Source organism: Ruegeria arenilitoris (genome assembly GCF_013030985.1).
GTDB classification, from domain to species: Bacteria; Pseudomonadota; Alphaproteobacteria; order Rhodobacterales; family Rhodobacteraceae; genus Ruegeria; species Ruegeria arenilitoris_B.
This window is the reverse complement of sequence record NZ_WPYP01000005.1, coordinates 45,591-62,694: the sequence shown is the minus strand read 5'-3', so window position 1 is coordinate 62,694 and position 17,104 is coordinate 45,591. Positions and strand designations below refer to the sequence as shown.

Annotated in this window: 14 protein-coding genes, 1 tRNA gene and 1 pseudogene; 10 read left to right on the top strand and 6 right to left on the bottom strand. The window is 57.4% G+C overall.

Features of this window, described 5'->3' with window-relative positions:
- Positions 1-110 precede the first annotated feature (110 nt).
- Positions 111-1,706, bottom strand: a complete 1,596-nt coding sequence (locus GOX88_RS11805; protein ID WP_170401674.1) for a GMC family oxidoreductase — start codon at positions 1,704-1,706, stop codon at positions 111-113.
- Positions 1,707-1,815: 109 nt separating this feature from the next.
- On the opposite strand from GOX88_RS11805, the gene GOX88_RS11800 reads away from it, so the two are divergent.
- From GOX88_RS11800 to GOX88_RS11785, 4 genes are all read left to right on the top strand, one after another.
- Positions 1,816-3,054 (top strand): TRAP transporter substrate-binding protein, encoded by a 1,239-nt coding sequence (locus tag GOX88_RS11800; RefSeq protein ID WP_170401671.1) that lies wholly within the window; start codon positions 1,816-1,818, stop codon positions 3,052-3,054.
- Positions 3,055-3,119: 65 nt separating this feature from the next.
- Positions 3,120-3,785, top strand: coding sequence for a TRAP transporter small permease (locus GOX88_RS11795; protein WP_170401668.1), 666 nt, complete (start codon positions 3,120-3,122; stop codon positions 3,783-3,785).
- Positions 3,785-5,143: a TRAP transporter large permease gene (locus GOX88_RS11790; protein WP_170401665.1), complete on the top strand. Its 1,359-nt coding sequence runs from the start codon at positions 3,785-3,787 to the stop codon at positions 5,141-5,143. The genes GOX88_RS11795 and GOX88_RS11790 overlap by 1 nt, the downstream gene beginning before the upstream one ends.
- 11 nt (positions 5,144-5,154) lie before the next feature.
- Positions 5,155-5,934: an IclR family transcriptional regulator gene (locus tag GOX88_RS11785; protein ID WP_170401663.1), complete on the top strand. Its 780-nt coding sequence runs from the start codon at positions 5,155-5,157 to the stop codon at positions 5,932-5,934.
- Between the two features lie 251 nt (positions 5,935-6,185).
- On the opposite strand, the pseudogene GOX88_RS11780 reads toward GOX88_RS11785, so the two are convergent.
- The 3 genes and pseudogenes from GOX88_RS11780 to GOX88_RS11770 form a co-directional block, all read right to left on the bottom strand.
- Positions 6,186-6,333, bottom strand: a pseudogene (locus GOX88_RS11780) (transposase); the annotation flags it as partial.
- Between the two features lie 180 nt (positions 6,334-6,513).
- Positions 6,514-8,886, bottom strand: a complete 2,373-nt coding sequence (locus GOX88_RS11775) for a 1-deoxy-D-xylulose-5-phosphate synthase N-terminal domain-containing protein (protein WP_170401660.1) — start codon at positions 8,884-8,886, stop codon at positions 6,514-6,516.
- A 14-nt stretch (positions 8,887-8,900) separates the two neighbouring features.
- Positions 8,901-10,100: a methionine gamma-lyase gene (locus tag GOX88_RS11770; protein ID WP_170401657.1), complete on the bottom strand. Its 1,200-nt coding sequence runs from the start codon at positions 10,098-10,100 to the stop codon at positions 8,901-8,903.
- Positions 10,101-10,215: 115 nt separating this feature from the next.
- Between GOX88_RS11770 and GOX88_RS11765 the strand changes: the two genes are divergently transcribed.
- On the top strand, positions 10,216-10,671 hold the full coding sequence (locus GOX88_RS11765) for an Lrp/AsnC family transcriptional regulator (protein WP_170401654.1): 456 nt from the start codon (positions 10,216-10,218) through the stop codon (positions 10,669-10,671).
- A gap of 212 nt (positions 10,672-10,883) precedes the next feature.
- On the opposite strand, the gene GOX88_RS11760 is transcribed toward GOX88_RS11765, so the two are convergent.
- A tRNA-Pro gene (locus tag GOX88_RS11760) sits at positions 10,884-10,960 on the bottom strand.
- A 99-nt stretch (positions 10,961-11,059) separates the two neighbouring features.
- Entirely contained in the window at positions 11,060-12,175 is a 1,116-nt protein-coding gene (locus tag GOX88_RS11755) for a THUMP domain-containing class I SAM-dependent RNA methyltransferase (RefSeq protein WP_170401651.1), read from the bottom strand.
- Positions 12,176-12,463: 288 nt separating this feature from the next.
- Here GOX88_RS11755 and GOX88_RS11750 point away from each other — a divergent pair, with 288 nt between their 5' ends.
- From GOX88_RS11750 to nqrE, 5 genes are read left to right on the top strand one after another with little or no spacing between them, the layout of a single operon-like run.
- Positions 12,464-13,807, top strand: coding sequence for a Na(+)-translocating NADH-quinone reductase subunit A (locus GOX88_RS11750; RefSeq protein ID WP_170401648.1), 1,344 nt, complete (start codon positions 12,464-12,466; stop codon positions 13,805-13,807).
- 5 nt (positions 13,808-13,812) lie between these two features.
- The gene (locus GOX88_RS11745; RefSeq protein WP_170401645.1) at positions 13,813-15,021 is read left to right on the top strand and encodes an NADH:ubiquinone reductase (Na(+)-transporting) subunit B; all 1,209 of its coding nucleotides are present in this window, start codon (positions 13,813-13,815) and stop codon (positions 15,019-15,021) included.
- Positions 15,014-15,841, top strand: coding sequence for a Na(+)-translocating NADH-quinone reductase subunit C (locus GOX88_RS11740; RefSeq protein WP_170401642.1), 828 nt, complete (start codon positions 15,014-15,016; stop codon positions 15,839-15,841). The genes GOX88_RS11745 and GOX88_RS11740 overlap by 8 nt, the downstream gene beginning before the upstream one ends.
- The gene (locus GOX88_RS11735) at positions 15,841-16,494 is read left to right on the top strand and encodes an NADH:ubiquinone reductase (Na(+)-transporting) subunit D (RefSeq protein WP_170401640.1); all 654 of its coding nucleotides are present in this window, start codon (positions 15,841-15,843) and stop codon (positions 16,492-16,494) included. The genes GOX88_RS11740 and GOX88_RS11735 overlap by 1 nt, the downstream gene beginning before the upstream one ends.
- Positions 16,494-17,102 (top strand): NADH:ubiquinone reductase (Na(+)-transporting) subunit E, encoded by a 609-nt coding sequence (nqrE, locus tag GOX88_RS11730; RefSeq protein ID WP_039526851.1) that lies wholly within the window; start codon positions 16,494-16,496, stop codon positions 17,100-17,102. The genes GOX88_RS11735 and nqrE overlap by 1 nt, the downstream gene beginning before the upstream one ends.
- Positions 17,103-17,104 lie beyond the last annotated feature (2 nt).

Genomic DNA, 17,104 nt, shown 5'->3' with positions numbered 1-17,104 from the left:
ACCGTCGCAGTCTCTGCAGCCAGACCATCAGGGGCATTCAGGCTCGCGACCCAGGGCTGCGTATGTCTCTCTCTACAAGTGCAGTACTTGAACGCCCAAAAATAGGCCTGTTAGCCATCTGCATTTATCAAGTCGCTTGCCTTTTCACCTATCATAATTGCTGGCGCATTAGTGTTGCCGCTGACGATTTCCGGCATAATCGAGCAATCAGCTACCCGTAGGTTCATTATTCCATGTACATTTAGTTTTGCATCAACAACAGACATGTCATCGCTTCCCATCGCGCAAGTGCCGGTTGGGTGATAGATCGACGTGGTGTTGGATCTGGCCCAATCAAGTGTGCCTTCATAATCGTCGTGACTCAGATCTGCCGTCGGTCGAAACTCTTCCGATATCTTCGAGGCCAGAGGGTTCTGTTTGGCAATCCTGCGCGCGATATTCACTCCGCCGACGATGGTCCTGCAATCCGTATCCGTGGATAGGTAGTTCGGGATGATCTTGACATGTTTGGACGGGTCCGGGCCGTTCAAGCGCAATTCTCCCCTGCTTTCCGGGCGCAGCTGACAGACCGACATTGTGAAGGCCGAGAACGGATGTACGCCCTCGCCCGGGCTGTCAGCGGACCAGGGTTGGACGTGAAACTGTATGTCGGGTGTCTCTACATCCGGGCGTGTTTTCATAAAGCCGGTGGCAAGGCTGGCCGCCATGGTCATAGGCCCGGCACGGAACAGAGCGTATTTCAGAGCGATCCGCGCCTGATTGAACAGGCTGCGGACTTCATCATTCAGTGTTGGTTCATTGCACTTGAACACCAATCGCGCCTGCAAATGATCCTGCAAGCCCTTACCGACGCCAGGCAGGGCGTGGACCGGTTCGATCCCGTTTTCCTTCAGGTGGTCAGGGTCGCCGATTCCTGACAGCATTAGAATCTGAGGAGAGTTGATAGCGCCGCCAGACAGAATAATCTCGCGCCGAACTTTCAGAGTTTGCTCGACCCCCGACCTGTCCCGGTAAACCAGCCCGGTCGCCTTTTTTCCGTCCAAAACCACGCGTGTCACCAATGCGTTGGTGATGATGTTCAGATTCGAACGACTTCGGATGGGTTTAAGATAGGCCACAGCAGCGCTGCAGCGACGACCGTTGCGGGTGGTCAATTGGAAATAACCTACGCCTTCTTGTTCAGCGCCGTTGTAGTCGGGATTGAACGGGTAGCCTGCGGCCTGCGCCGCGGCAACCCAAGCGTCGCAGATGGGGCGTTGAATGCGCATGTTCGACACAGACAAAGGCCCACCAACGCCGTGAAACTCATCTTCACCGCGTTCTTGATCTTCGCTGCGTTTGAACAGGGGCAAGACATCGTCCCATCCCCAACCTTCATTGCCCATCTGCCGCCAGCGATCATAGTCCTCTTTCTGCCCGCGGACATAGAGCAGGCCGTTCAGCGAGGATGAGCCGCCCAGAACCTTGCCGCGTGGCCAGTCGATGGACCGGCCGTTCAACCCCGGATCAGGTTCGGTACGATAGCACCAGTCAACCGAAGGGTTATGCATTGTTTTGAAATAGCCGACGGGGATGTGAATCCACGGGTTGGTATCGCGACCACCTGCCTCGAGCAATGCAACAGTTGTGTTGGGGTCGGCACTCAGCCGATTGGCAATGACACAGCCCGAAGACCCCGCGCCAACAACTGCATAATCAACTTCCATGACCGCCTCCTCACAACGTCGTTGAAAAAAACTCTATGCAAGATGCAAGATTTATACTAGCCTTTTTTGATACAAAATGTCTCATTATTTGCGAACAGGGAGGTAAGCAATGGAGATCGGTCGGAAACTAAGTGGTATTTCGCGGCGGGATTTTTTCCGCGTGGCCGGGCGCTATGGAATGAGTTCGACACTGCTGGCGGCAGGGGGATTTGGTGGCGCGATGAGCCTGGCGAACCTCGCGCAGGCCGCCGAATCAACATACGAGAAGCGCTTTTCAAAAGAGCCGAAGCACACGCTGAAATTTGGTGCATCAGGCTTCAATACACGCAACCTGCTGATCGAACGCGCGGGCGCGATCGAATTTGCGCGCGATTTGGAGGAGCGCACGGACGGTGAGATTCGCATCGAGTTCATCGGCGACAACCAGATCTGCGGTCAGCTGAGCTGCGTCGAGAAAACCCAGCAGGGGATCGTCGACATCTATGCCGCCTCGACTCAAAACTCGGCTGGTGGTGCGCCCTATCTGAACGTATTGGACTACGCCTATATGTTCCCCAGTCGCGCTGCGCAGTACCACTTCTTCTACAGCCCGGCGAGCCAGCGTATTTTGCGCGATCCGCTGGAAAAACGGCACGGTCTGAAATTCCTGTTCACCCATTGTGAACTGCGCGGGCTGCAAATGGGCTCGACCTTTTCGGATAAACCGACAGTCACCAAGCTGGAAGAGCTGTTCGGCACCAAGAACCGGGTAACGGGTACGCAGCTGGGCCGTATCGCCATGCAGCTTCTAAATCTGAACCCCGTTCCTGTGGCGTGGGAAGAAACGCTGGACGCGCTGAAGACCGGTCTGATCGACGGCGCCGAAACATGGGCCTCTGCCGTGGCTTACGCCAACATGTCGCCCGTTGTGTCGCAGTCGGTGAACCTGAAATTCTTCTGCGGTACCGAGCACACCTCAATGTCCGCCAAGGTTTTCGACGGGCTGGGCGGTGAGCTGCAGGATGCAGTCATGGAATCCTCGTACTTTACGCAGGCGTTGATTCAAGGTGCCAACGAGGCTGCGCTGCTGAACACCGTAGGCTTCTCGGACCCGCAACTGCCCAACACAATCTTTGCCGAAAACGGTGTGCGCCCGGCCTTCCTGGCGGATGACCAGATCAAGCTGGCCGAAGAGATGTGTGCTCCAAATTACAACCCCGAGCCATGGGCGCAGTGGCGCGAGCGTCTGAACAAGTGGTCCGGCGGTATCGATACATATCAGGAGATCTACGACATCGCGCGCGAGATTCCGGCTGACACACTGCCGGAAAACGTTGAGCCGCGCCGTTGGTGGAGAGGCGAAGCCTGATAAACTGAACCGAACCGGCCCCAGGCGGGCCGGTTCAACCAAATACCGACTGGGAGGACGGGTACATGTCTTTTTGGGCAGATATAGGGGCGATACTCAGCGCCTTTCTCAGCCAGGATTCGTTCGAGATTCAATCCGCGCTGGAATCCGATGCCACTTGGGCGTTGGGGGCAGTGGTCTCGGCCCTTGGCGGGTTTGTGATCATGCTGATCTATCGGGCAGTGCCCTTAGTCGAACGACACCTGGAACGGTCAGTTATGGTGTATTCCTATCTTGCCATTGCCCTGATCATCTTTTGGGGCGTGATCGATCGGTTCGTGTTCAACGACCAAGAACCGTGGTCCACCACAATTCCCCCTCTGTTGTTCATGGTGATGGCGTGGTTTGGGGCGTCCTACAATGTCCGCCTGCGTACGCACCTGAGCTTCAGTGAGTTTCGCTCCGCGATGCCGAGGGCCGGGCAACTGGCTTGTCTAATCCTCGACGCTGTACTCTGGTTCATCTTTGCGGTGATCGTCATCGTGACGACCACGCGACTGGTGGCGCTCTCAGCGTCCAATTTCCAGATCGTACTCGGCACGGACAACATTATGCAGTGGTGGTTCCTTCTGGCCGCGCCGCTGTCCTTCTTCCTCATGGTCGGGCGCGTGTTTCAGAACCTGGCCGATGATCTACACAACTGGAAAACTGGCGAGCCTCTGATCCAGCAGGCCGTGATCGGAGCAGACTGATGACAGACGGAACCATGGTCACATTGATCTCGCTTGGGGTCACCTTTCTGTTCATGCTGGGCGTGCCGGTTCTTCTGGTCATCGGCTATTGGGTTATTGGCTGTTCCTTCGTCCTGGGTCTGACGCTGGACAATATGGGCGCCGAGCTATTGAACGTGTTCAACAAGGGCTTTGCTCTGCTGGCGATGCCGCTGTTCATCCTGACCGGAGACCTGATCAACAAGTCCGGCATCGCCCGGAGGCTCAGCGATTTCGCCTATTCCTGTCTGGGTTGGATACGCGGAGGGTTGGCCATGGCATCACTGGGCGCCTGTGGGTTGTTCGCGGCGATTTCCGGGTCGAACTCGGCAACAACCGCGACCATTGGCTCGATGCTGCACCCCGAGATGGTCAAGGGCGGTTACGACGAACGGTTCAGCGCGGCCACCGCCGCAGCGGGAGGCACCGTAGGGATCATTATCCCGCCGTCCATTATCTTCATCGTTTACGGGTTTTTGATGAACCTGCCTATTTCCGAGTTGTTCGTGGCGGGTATTCTGCCCGGTGCGCTGATGGTCATGGGGATGCAATTCGCCTGCTGGATCATCTGCCGCATGAATGGCTGGGGCCATCTTATCCCGTTGCAACTGAACCGGGTTCTGAAAACCGCGTTCGGTGCGTGGCTGGGCTTTTTTGCCATCGGTCTGGTTCTATGGGGCATCTATACCGGCAAATTCTCACCCACCGAGGCCGCTGGCGTGACCGTAGGTTTCTGCGTAATCGCCGGATTGGTCAGCTATCCTATCAACCGGATCATGGGGGCCCGAAACGATATTCCGCCCACAGAAAAAACCTTCGCGGAGATGTTTGTGGTTGAAGGCTTCACCATCCCCGAGATCCCTTCGATCGTGATCCGCTCGGCCCAGATCACTGGTATCCTTGCGCCGCTGATCGCAATTTCGGTGGTGATGCAGCAGATCCTGTCATTGCTTGGCGCGCAGCAAACCATCGGAGATTTCGTCACCTCGATGGGTGGGTACTACGCGGTATTGTTCACCTCGATGGTTATCGTTTTCTTCTCGGGAATGGTTTTGGAAAGCCTGCCTGTAACCATAATTCTCGCCCCAATTCTTGCACCAATTGCGGGCTCGGTTGGGATTGATCCAATCCATTTCTCGGTGATCTTCCTTGTGGGGGCGTCCATTGGGTTCATCACTCCGCCCTATGGGCTAAACCTCTATGTGGCCTCGGGAGTGACAGGCGTACCCTATTTCCGATTGCTTCGGTATACGGTGCCCTATCTGGTGGCGCTTCTGTCGGTTTGGATTTTAGTGTCACTTGTGCCCGATCTGGCCTTGATCCTGCTGCCAAATAACTAGACTGTTGCAGGATGGCCGAGACGGAAACACAAGACAAAGAAACTCATATCCCGACCAACTTGCGCCTTCTTCTGATCCTCGAGGAGGTGGCGCGGCGGGGAGTTTCCGTCAAACCATCGGACCTGATCGAGGCATTGGGTCTGGCCAAGCCAACTATTCACCGTCTGCTGCAAACCGCCGAAGCCGAAGGTTTCCTGCAGCGAGATCTGGATGGCAGATCATATGGCCCAGGACACCGGTTGCGACGGCTTTCGGTCAATACCATGTCATCCGAACACCTGCGCACTGCGCGACTGGCAATCTTGCGCAGTGTGGCTGAAACTGTCGGTGAGACTTGTAACCTCGCCATTCCAGACCGCGAGGGTATGATCTATCTCGACCGGGTGGAAACCAAGTGGCCTCTGCGAATTCAACTCCCGGTCGGGACTCAAGTGCCCTTCCACTGCACCGCCAGCGGCAAGATGTACCTGTCCACGCTACGGCAGAAAAAGCTGGATGGTTTTCTTTCGGCAGGACATCTGCAGCCACAAACCGAACGCTCGCTGACTGATCCCAAGGCATTGCGCGCGGAGATCCAACGTATCTCTGAGAATAGTTATTCAACCGATGACGAGGAATTCATGACCGGAATGACTGCGCTGGCTGTACCCGTTCAGGATGGGCAAGGCCGATTGGTGGGCACGCTTTCGGTTCACGCACCGACACAACGTCATGACGTCAACAGTCTGATGTCGTTTCTGGGCATACTGCAAAAAGGGGCGAATGAGCTTTCGGCTCTTTTGACCGAGTGACTGGTGCCTGCGATGACAGTCAAAATGTGAACAGTTTTCTACCAGCTGCAAATTCGATCACCGACCGGTTTAGAGAATTCTGCACCGCCGTGGCAGAGTGTGATCAAAGTCCAGTGTGCGCCGTTCGTTCAACTTTGCAGAGTCCGCATTTACGTACCGCTGCCATTCCTCGCTAATGCAGCATCTGTCACTCTGGGTTCACTGCCGACGTTCTCTGCAACTTGTAGCAGCGCCGGCTCGCACCCCATATCGAGCGTCTTGTGCGGCCCGTATTCCTTGGGTACATCACGCCAAACGTAAACCGTTGCGATCGATGAAGGTAATTCCGCTGCGAACGCGTCTATCATCAACTCGAGGCTTGCCGTGGGGCCTTGGGAAGAAGGGCTCAAGACGCGACATCTGCGCATCCGTCAGTCAGAAAATACCTCTGCATTTGACAACTTGTTTTATTGATCGGAGTGAGTGGTTTCAAACCTCCGACCCTGCCTCCCGAAGATTGGTAAAGACAGCCAAGATATTGTTTTTAGTCAACGGAGCGCTGTTTTTTTCTGAGGTGATTTGCCAACCAATCCAACCCATCTATGCACGGTGAAGAGCCCTGCCATGAGTCAGGCCATTCACTTTCTCCAGGATAGCGTCTGCGTCAATGCAGTGGTGGCGATAAAGATCACCGATCGTTCCGGTCTGACCAAAGTGCTCGACGCCCATGGGTATGGTCTGATGTCCAAGCACTGCGCCAAGCCAGGAAAGAGTCGCAGGATGACCATCGATTACGGTGACAAGCTTGCAGTGGGGCGGTAGGTCGGACATCAGAGTTTCGATGTGAGAGCGTGCCGCCTGGTTACCGCGAGAACGCGCTCGTTGGGCGGCGGTCCATCCGGCATTCAGACGATCTGCCGATGTCACGGCCAAAACACCGATATCGCGACGGCCCTCGCCAATCATGCCGGCGGCCTTGATTGCCTCTGGCGCGACGGCTCCTTGATAGGCAATTACAACTTCGCAATTGGGTCCTGGTTTTCGTAACCAGTAAGCCCCATCGATGGCACCTTTTAGGAATTCGTCGTCTACGCGCTTGCCTGGTTGTTCAATCGGGTTGGTGGTCAGGCGCAGATAGACGGACCCTCCGGTTTCATCGCGCAGCCAGGTGCGCTCGTCCGGTTGCCCTTCGCCGTCGCGCTGCATGTAATCAAAGGCCCACTCCATGATCACCGCCAGCTCGTCGGCAAAGGCGGGTTCAAAAGCGGCCAGCCCGTCTTGGCTCATCCCGATGAGCGGTGTTCCAACGGATTGGTGTGCTCCACCTTCGGGTGCGAGGGTGACGCCCGATGGTGTGCCAACCAGCATGAAGCGCGCGTCCTGATAACAGGCGTAGTTCAGCGCATCGAGGCCGCGGCTGACAAAAGGATCATAGACGGTGCCAATCGGGATCAGCCGCTTGCCGAACAGGGAATGCGACAGCCCTGCGGCACCCAGAAGCAGCATGAGGTTCATTTCGGCGATACCAAGCTCGATATGCTGCCCGTCCGGCGTGAATTCCCATTTCGCCGTCGAAGGGATCCGGTGTTCCATGAAGGCGTCGGCTTGCTCGGATCGGGCAAATAGCTTGCGCCTGTTCACCCAAGGACCGAGGCTTGTCGTGCCCGTCACATCTGGGGAGGTTGTCATTATGCGTTCGGCCAATGGGCTGTCGTCTTTTGACAGCTCGTCAAGGATCTTGCCAAACGCCATCTGGGTGGAGGTCTCGCGACTGGTGTCAATCTCGATTGGCGGCACATCCAGCTTGTCATCAAAATAGCGGCGCGGACCCTTGGCAAAGAACGGGGTGCTGGCCAGAAAATCCTTGAGCGCGTCTGGGTCTTGTACCGTCAAAAGCGGCTCCCATTCTTCGCCTTCCGGCACGCCCATATGCGACTGCCACGCGGCAAACTGGCTATTGTTCATCAGCCCGCCGTGATTGTCCTTGTGGCCGGCAATGGGGGTGCCCCATCCTTTGACGGTGTAGGCCAGAAAACATGTCGGGCGATCATGATCGATGGCTGCAAATGTCTGGGCCATGGTCTCGACGCAGTTGCCGCCAAGGTTTTCCATCAGGGCAGCAAGTTCCGCGTCCGTGCGCCGTTCGATCAGAGCGGTCACCTCTCCCTGATCCCCCAGATCGTCCAAGAGTCGCTGACGCCAGTTCGCGCCACCCATGAAAGTCAAAGCGGAGTAGTCCTGGTTTGGACACGCATCGATCCAGTCACGCAGGCGGTTGCCGCCGGGTTCTTCAAAGGCCGCGCGTTGCAGAACCCCATACTTAACACGCACGACATCCCAACCGAACGCATCGAAGATTTTCTCGATCCGTTCGAACAGCCCTTCCCGGACGATCCCATCCAATGACTGCCGGTTGTAGTCGATGATCCACCACGTGTTTCGCAGGTCGTTCTTCCAGCCTTCCTGCAACGCCTCGTAAACGTTGCCTTCATCCAGTTCGGCATCGCCAACGAGGGCCACCATACGTCCCATTGGGGCGTCTGAGCCCCAGCTTTTGGCCTTGATGTAATCCTGAATGATCGAGGCAAACGAGGTGATCGCGACACCCAGACCCACTGACCCGGTCGAGAAATCAACATCGTCGATATCCTTGGTCCGGCTGGGATAACTTTGCACACCCCCGAACCCGCGAAAATTCTCCATCTTCTCGCGCGTTTGATTGCCCATGAGATACTGCATCGCGTGAAAAACTGGCGAGGCATGGGGTTTGACTGCAACCCGGTCTTCTGGACGCAAGGCCGAGAAATAGAGCGCGGTCATGATCGATACCATCGAAGCAGACGAAGCCTGATGGCCGCCGATCTTGATCCCATCCACCTTCGGTCGGACGTGGTTGGCATGGTGAATCATCCAATGCGACAACCAGAGCAGGCGCTGCTCCACGATCTTAAGTTGGGTGGGATCAATGTGCATGGCGGTCTCCGGGTTCAGGCGGCGCTGCGGGCAGGGTAGGGCAAAGCTTGCTCCAGGTCTGCAAGGATGTCTTCGACATCCTCCAGCCCGACGGACAGACGGATCAGGCCATCGCTGATCCCATGCTCGGCCCGCTCTTCCGGCGTATACGTCGAATGGGTCATGGATGCGGGGTGTTGGATCAGTGTCTCTGCATCGCCCAGGGACACCGCGCGCTGGATCATGTTCAGGCGGTTCATGAATTCAATCCCACCGGACAGGCCGGACTTGATTTCAAACGCTATCATGGCGCCGGGTTGGGACATCTGACGCTGCGCGACATCATGCTGGGCGAAACTCTCAAGCCCGGGGAAGTAAACTTCGCCGACGGCGGGATGTGCTTCGAGGAAGTCCGCGACAACCTTGGCGGACGCACAGTGACGATCCAGGCGCAGGTTCAGTGTTTTCAGACCGCGCAGGATCAGCATTGCGTTGAAAGGGGCCATTACCGCGCCGGTCATGTCCTTCATCCCAACAAGGCGGATCTCAGCAATCTGTTCGGCGGACCCGACAACCAGACCGGCAACCACATCACCATGCCCGCCGAGGTATTTGGTAGCAGAGTGCAGCACGATGTCTGCCCCGTGTTCAATCGGGCGGGTCAGATACGGGCTGGCATAGGTGTTGTCGACGACAACCGTTGCGCCGACCGAGTGCGCAATTTCGGCGCTCGCGGCGATGTCCACCAAGCGCATGTTCGGATTGGCCGGAGTTTCGAAATAGACAACGCGGGTTTTGTCAGAAACTGCTGCTTTCAGGTTCTCGGGGTCTGTCATGTCGACATGTGTGATCGTGACCCCCCATTTCGCCAAACCGTGGCGCATGAATGCGAAGGTGCAGCCATAGAGCGTTTTGTCCACGATGACTTCGTCACCAGGCGACAGCAGGGTCCAAAGCACGGCCGTGATCGCCCCCATGCCGCTTGAGAGTGCCAGCCCAGCCTCGGCGCCTTCAAGCACGGCAATGCGTTGTTCCAGAAGGTCGCATGTGGGGTTTGAAATACGGCTGTAGATATGACCTTCACGCTCACCGGCGAACATCTCTCCACCAGCCTCTGCGGTTTCAAAGGTAAACGTGGACGTCAAATGTAGCGGTGGTGTCAGAGCGCCGTCGTTTTCCAGAGGGTTATATGCGTGGTGAATGGCGCGGGTGGCAAATCCGGTTGGACGAGTCATTACAAGCTCCTGAATCATGTTGGAGCTAGTTTGCGCCTTAACTTTGAGCTAATGATTGCAAAGTATGCCAATGATAAGGCAAAAGTTGGCAGATTATGCTAAGGGTGAGGGTGAAATGGACGCGAAGGACAGGCAGATCATTCGAGCGCTGCAGCGGGACGGGCGCATGACGAACCAGGATCTTGCCGACGAAGTGAACCTGTCCCCGTCACCGTGTTTGCGCCGGGTCAAAAACCTTGAAGCCAACGGAGTTATAAAGGGATACAGCGCCGACGTAGATGCTGCCGCGTATGGGATGGCCATTACCGTCTTCGTGCGTATCCGGTTAGAGCGGCACAATGAAACGGACGTTCAAAACTTCGAAAAGCGTGTTCGGATGATTGAAGAAGTTCTGGAATGCCACGTGCTGACCGGGGCGATGGATTATCAGTTGCGGGTTTTGGTATCGGACCTCGAGGCTTATGAAGACTTCATTCGAAACAGAATTCATCCGATCGGTGGGATAGCTTCGATCGATACCAGCTTTGTCTATGGAACAGTGAAAAAAACCGCCGTTTTTCCGCCCGGATAGATGGACCGAGTTAGAATGGGTTGATACCAAATGGCTAAACATCTCAGCTGTTTGATTTTTCCCACCGCATTTTCCCATTGTCAGCATCGCTCTAGCCCGGAGCTTTTGCGTAAAGCTGCCAGCGCGATGACATTCGGTTAGTGCTCAGGTTCAACGAACCTCGGATCACTGTCTTGAAAACAACAAAGGCGCCCGCTGGCGCCTTGTTTTATTGGTCGGAGTGAGAGGATTCGAACCTCCGACCCCTGCCTCCCGAAGACAGTGCTCTACCAGGCTGAGCTACACTCCGACCGTGGCGGGTGATCTATACCCGCGGATTTGGATGTGCAAGAGGGATTCTGAAGTCCTTTGCAGGAATTCCCGGAGGACGATTGACGCTGATTTCCCATCAGGGCAGGGGATCGGTTCGGTAGAGCCGGATTTTCGTGCCACCATGATCCACGACGGGGCCCGGGGCCAGCAAAGGCAGGCGGGTTGCGCGGGCAAGCGATTGGTTGCTGGTCACGATACCTGCACGCCAACCGCTGAACCGTGACATCAGAACTTTTCCCAGACTGCCATACAGAGAGCGCAGGCGCTTTTCGTCCCCGATTCTGGCGCCATAGGGCGGGTTCACGATGACCAGACCCACGGGACCTGCCGGAGGTTTGATGTCACTGACCGACTTGCACTGAAATAGGGTGTGTGCTGCAACTCCGGCGCGGTCGGCATTGGTGGCGGCCGCGTCCACAGCGCCGGTGTTTCGGTCCGACCCATAAAACACCATGTCCGTTTCTGACCGTGGGTCGTTCTGTTGCATTGCGGCCCAGGCTTTCGAATCGAACCCCTGCAGGTCTTCGAAGGCAAAACGGCGCGACCGTCCTGGGTTCAGGCCCAAAGCGATCTCGGCCGCTTCGATGACAAATGTCCCCGAACCGCACATCGGGTCCAGAACGGGCTCTGACCCGTCGTATCCGCATTCACGCAGGAACATCGCCGCCATCGTTTCGCGCATCGGCGCCTTGGCAACGGCCGGCTTATGGCCGCGCTTGTGCAGCGGTTCGCCCGAGGTATCGACGGACAAGGTGCATATGTCCTTTTCGATGCGCAGCAAAACCCGCAGGCCCGCGTCCGACGAAATCGGAGCACCCAACGTGCCGGTGATCGCCTGCTCGATCCTCTGACGGGCGGCGCCTGCGTGGTAGATACGCGACTTGCGGCTGGTGGCCTCGACCTTGACCGGAACATCGGGGCGCAGGACATCGGACCAGGGAAACTTGCGCGCCCGCTTGTCGAGTTGCGCCAGGTGAACTGCAGGGAAACTGCCCAAACGGACCAGAACCTTGTTGGCCCCGCGCATACACAGATTTGCGCGCCAGACCTCGGGCCAGGCACCGCGGCAGCTTACCCCGCCGGGTACGATTTTGGCGCCTGCGAATCCCTTCTCGACAGCTTCGGCGTGCAAAGGTGCCTCAAGGCCCGGGGTGGCCACCAGAAAAATCTCAAGATCGCTCGTCTGTTCCATTGGATGTGCTTACACCGGAAGCTTTCCGGGTGCGACACGCAAATTGAGCTGCGACAAAACGTAAATCTGCCGAGGAAAGTGCCATTCAAAGGGCAGTTTAGACGGTAACAGGTTTGCTTTTAGTATCATCCCCGCGTAAACGACCCCCAATCAGAATTACGCCCGCGGAATTCGGACGCATTTCGACGCTTTTGCGACGACTGTCTAGAAATCCCGCGTTATTGTCTGACCCTGAATAGGTGTCGGCAGGGCTGGCGCAGGTAAAGAGGCTTGGAAGACAGTAGCAACATGCAAACTTTCAAACTGAAAAAAGGGTTGGAGTTGCCGGTGCAGGGTGCGCCGGAACAAACCATCCATCCGGGACCGGAATTTAACACCGTCGGGGTGTTGGGGGGCGACTACCTTGGCCTGAAACCGCGTATGCTGGTTCAGGAAGGTGACGTGGTCCAGCGCGGTACACCGCTGTTCTGTCACAAGGACGCACCCGAGGCGATGATGGTCGCCCCGCTTAGCGGTAAAGTCGTCGACATCAACCGTGGTGCCCGGCGTGTATTGCAAAGCGTCGTGATCGAGGTTTCTGACCCCAACGACAGCGGTATCGATTTCTCGGGCATGGGCAACGCGGACAGCGCAGAAGGTGTCACCGAAAAGCTGTGCGCAGCAGGCCTGTGGACGGCCTTCCGCACACGGCCTTATTCGAAGATGCCGGTGCCGGGTAGCAAACCGGCGGCGATTTTCGTCACCGCGATGGACAGTGAGCCTCTGGCGGCTGATGCGGCGGTGATCATCGCCGACGCTGGCGAGGCTTTTGCCGCAGGTCTGGGCGTGATCACCAAGCTGACCGAGGGCAAAACCTATCTGTGCCAAAAGGACGGTGACTCCATTCCCGGCGCAGATGTGACGGGTGTTGAAGCCGCGGCTTTCTCGGGACCCCATCCCGCAGGTCTGGCAGGCACGCATATTCACTTCCTCGAGCCGCTGGCGGGTGACAAGCAGGTCTGGACAATCGGCTATCAGGACGTGATCGCGATTGGCCGGTTGTTCCAAACCGGGCATCTGGACCCCAACGTCGTGATCGCTCTCAGCGGTCCTGGTGCGCGGCGACCGCGTCTGATCCGCACCGTCATGGGTGCCTCGACCGATGATCTGACCCGCGATGAGATCGATGTGGACGGCACTGCCCGGGTCATTTCGGGTTCGATCCTGTCTGGTGTGCAGGCCGACGGGCCGACCGCCTATCTGGGGCGCTTTGCCCGTCAGATTTCGATCATTCGTGAAGACCACGACCAGCACACTATGGGCTGGATTCTTCCGATGCCGTCGAAATTCGCGATCCAGCCGGTGCTGGGCTCGGCCTTTGCGCGCAAGCTCTACAAACTGACCAGCAACCTTAATGGTGGTCGCCGCGCTATGGTGCCCACGGGGACGTTCGAAGAGCTGATGCCGCAGGACTACCTGCCGACACAGCTGCTGCGGGCGCTGCTGGTGATGGACACCGATACCGCTCAGGCACTTGGTGCGCTGGAGCTGGACGAAGAGGATCTGGGCCTTGTCGGCTTTGCTTGTCCGGCGAAATATGAATACGGGCTGGCGCTGCGCGACTGCCTGACAAAGATTGAAAAGGAGGGCTGATCCGAATGGGTTTGCGCAGCTTCTTTGACCGGATTGAGCCGAACTTTACCAAGGGCGGCAGGTACGAGAAGCTTTTCCCCATCTACGAGATGGTCGAAAGCTTCATCTACACTCCGAAAACCGTAACCACCGTCGCGCCGCACGCACGGTCCTATGTGGATATGAAGCGGATCATGACCTATGTCGTGATCGCGACGATCCCCTGTATCCTCTGGGGGATGTGGAACACCGGCTATCAGGCGAACTCCGCGATCGCCACGTTGGGCGCGGATGCCGCCACCGGCTGGCGGATCGCCCTGTTGCAGATGTTCGGCATTTCGCTGGACCCGTCCAGCATCTTCGCCAATGTCATGCACGGGCTTTTGTACTTCCTGCCGATCTATATCGTGACACTGGTCGCAGGCGGTATTTTCGAGGTCATCTTCGCCACCGTGCGCGGACACGAGGTAAACGAGGGTTTCCTTGTGACCTCAATGCTTTACACGCTGATCATGCCGGCCACTACGCCGTTGTGGCAGGTGGCATTGGGCATCATCTTCGGCGTCGTGATCGGCAAAGAGGTGTTTGGCGGCACCGGCAAGAATTTCCTCAACCCCGCGCTGGTGGGTCGGGCGTTCCTGTATTTCGCCTATCCGGCGCAGATGTCGGGTGATGCGGTTTGGACCCCGGTTGACGGGTTCTCGGGCGCCACGGCACTGGCTGTTTCCGCAGCCGACGGGATGCAGGCGCTGGCCGCCGAGGGCATCACTTGGTGGAGCGCGTTCTACGGCACCATTCAGGGCAGCTTTGGCGAGACCTCGACGCTGGCCTGTATCATCGGCCTGATCTTCCTGCTGGTGACCAAGATCGCCAATTACCGATTGATCGTGGGCTGTCTGGCCGGGACGATCGTATTCACCTGGCTGCTGAACCTGATCGGGTCGAACACCAACCCGATGTTTGCAATGCCCTGGTACTGGCATGTCGTGCTGGGCGGGTATGCGTTCGGTCTGGCCTTCATGGTGACGGAACCGGTATCGGCCAGCCACACCAATCTGGGCCGTTATATTTATGGTGCGCTGATCGGTGTCATGGTTGTTCTGATCCGCGTCCTCAACCCGGCTTTCCCCGAAGGCATGATGCTGGCCATCCTGTTCGGCAACGTCTTTGCACCGCTGATCGACTATTTCGTCGTTCAGGCCAACATCAAACGGAGGGCGCGTCGCCATGTCTGATACGCAATCCCCAGACAATAACGAGGCACCCAAGGGCGCGATTGCCAAGTTTCTGGCAGCCTCGCCGGATTCGGTTGGCAAAACAATCTTCATCGCCGTGGCGGTCTGCCTTGTGGCCTCGATGGTCGTGTCCGCCGCCGCGGTCAGCCTGCGCCCTGTTCAGGAAGCCAACGCGCTGAAAGACAAGCAGGTAAACGTTTTGCAGGTGGCGGGCGTTTATGAGCCCGGCATCGACGTCTCCGAAGCCTTCGCCGCGTTCGAGCCGCATGTGCTGGAGCTGTCCACCGGAGACTTCGTCGATGATCAGTTCGACCCGGCTACGTTCGACGATATCGCCGCCGCCAGCGACCCCGAGCTGAGCGTCGCACTGGATGACGACCCGGCAGGGATCGGCCGCAAGGCCAAGTACCGCGTGATCTATCTGTTGCGTGACGATGCAGGCGCGCTGGACAAGGTGATCCTGCCGCTGCACGGCTATGGCCTGTGGTCGACGCTCTATGGCTTTATCGCGCTGGAAAACAACGGCAACGATATCTACGGCCTGCAATTCTATCAGCATGGTGAGACCCCGGGCCTGGGCGCCGAGGTGGACAACCCGCGCTGGAAAGCGCTGTGGAGCGGCAAGAAACTGCGGGATGACGCGGGCGATCTGCAGATCACCGTCGCCAAATCGCAACCCGCAGCCGGGCCCGATTTCTATGTCGATGCGCTGGCTGGTGCCACGCTGACCTCGGTTGGTGTCGATAACCTGGTGAAATTCTGGATGGGTGACGCGGGCTACGCTCCGTTCCTGGCCAAACTGCAAGCAGGAGAACTCTGATGTCTCAGACCAAGAAAGAGATGCTGGTCGACCCGCTTGTCGACAACAACCCGATCACGCTGCAGGTTCTGGGCATCTGTTCCGCGTTGGCGGTAACCTCGTCGCTGCAGGTGGCCTTTGTGATGGCGCTGGCGGTGACCTTCGTGACCGCGTTCTCGTCGATGTTCATCTCGATCCTGCGCAACCAGATCCCGGGTTCGATCCGGATCATCGTGCAGATGGTAATCATCGCCTCGCTGGTGATCCTGGTGGATCAGGTGCTCAAGGCCTATGCCTTTGAGATTTCGAAAACCCTGTCGGTTTTCGTCGGTCTGATCATTACCAACTGTATCGTGATGGGCCGCGCCGAGGCGTTTGCAATGAAGAACCCGCCGGTGGCTTCGTTCATCGACGGTGTGGGCAACGGTATGGGCTATGGCCTCATCCTGATGCTGGTCGGCTTTATCCGCGAACTGTTCGGCGCGGGTTCGCTGTTCGGTGTCACCATTCTGGAGACCATCAACAACGGTGGCTGGTACGTGCCCAACGGCATGTTGCTGCTGCCGCCGTCGGCGTTCTTCATCATCGGTCTGATCATCTGGGCCTTCCGCACATGGAAGCCGAACCAGGTGGAAGAGCGTGAATACAAAATTCAGCAGGTAGAGGCCCACTGATGGAAGGTCTGATTTCACTGGCCGTAAAGGCCATCTTTGTCGAAAACCTTGCGCTCAGCTTCTTTCTGGGGATGTGTACCTTCATCGCCGTGTCCAAGAAGATATCGACCGCGCTGGGTCTGGGCATCTCGGTCATGGTCGTGCAGGCGATCACCGTGCCTGCCAACAACCTGCTGCTGAACTATCTGCTGAAGCCGGGCGCGCTGGCATGGGCCGGGTTCCCGGATGTAGACCTGACCTTCCTTGGCCTGATCTCGTATATCGGTGTGATCGCGGCGATGGTTCAGATCCTCGAGATGGTTTTGGACAAGTATTTCCCGCCGCTCTACAACGCATTGGGGATCTTCCTGCCGCTGATCACGGTTAACTGCGCCATTCTGGGTGGCTCGCTGTTCATGGTGGAACGCGACTACAACTTTGCCGAGGCCACGACCTATGGTCTGTCTTCCGGCTTTGGTTGGGCGCTGGCGATCACTGCGATGGCCGGTGTGCGCGAAAAGCTGAAATACTCGGACATCCCCGATGGCCTGCAAGGTCTGGGCATCACCTTCATCACCGCGGGTCTGATGGCGATGGCCTTCATGTCCTTCTCGGGCGTGAAACTGTAAGG